The following is a 506-nucleotide window of genomic DNA, read 5'->3' on the forward strand; positions in this document are numbered from 1 at the left end:
CAATATCAGTGTTGGGGCAACGACTTTCTTTAATGTCCCTGCCGGTGCGACGGTTACATTTATTGATTTGGAAGGTACGCCGGCCGGTATGACACATCAAGTCAATATTGCATTAGCCGATGCGGGCCCATGTGATTTAAGCGTTGAAGAAGTAGCCTGCCTGAATGCGGTAACTGCATCTGAGTTGATCTACACAGCCGACACTAGCCCTCCCGATGCATTGTGTGCGAATACCACTGTATTTTTTGATGCATCCGGTCAGGCATCCATCAACCCACAGGATGTAGACGGTGGCTCCACAGACGATTGTGCAACCGTGCTAAACTACGCTCTTGACCAATCCCAGTTCACTTGTAGCGATGCACCTGAGGTGATGGTGCAGCTGGAAGTAGGAGATGGAAACCCCGCAACGGGATCAGGAACCTGTATGGCTGCTGTAACGCTCATTGATGACTTGCTACCCTCGGCAGTTTGTCAGGATTTAAGCATAGATCTGGATGGTTCGG

1 protein-coding gene is annotated in these 506 nt (G+C 50.2%); it reads left to right on the forward strand.

From position 1 onward, the window contains the following. Nucleotides 1–506: hypothetical protein (locus IX84_RS33420; protein WP_044223958.1), on the forward strand; the 506-nt coding region annotated here is incomplete at both ends.

Origin of the sequence: Phaeodactylibacter xiamenensis, assembly GCF_000759025.1 — a bacterium.
Lineage (GTDB): Bacteria > Bacteroidota > Bacteroidia > Chitinophagales > Saprospiraceae > Phaeodactylibacter > Phaeodactylibacter xiamenensis.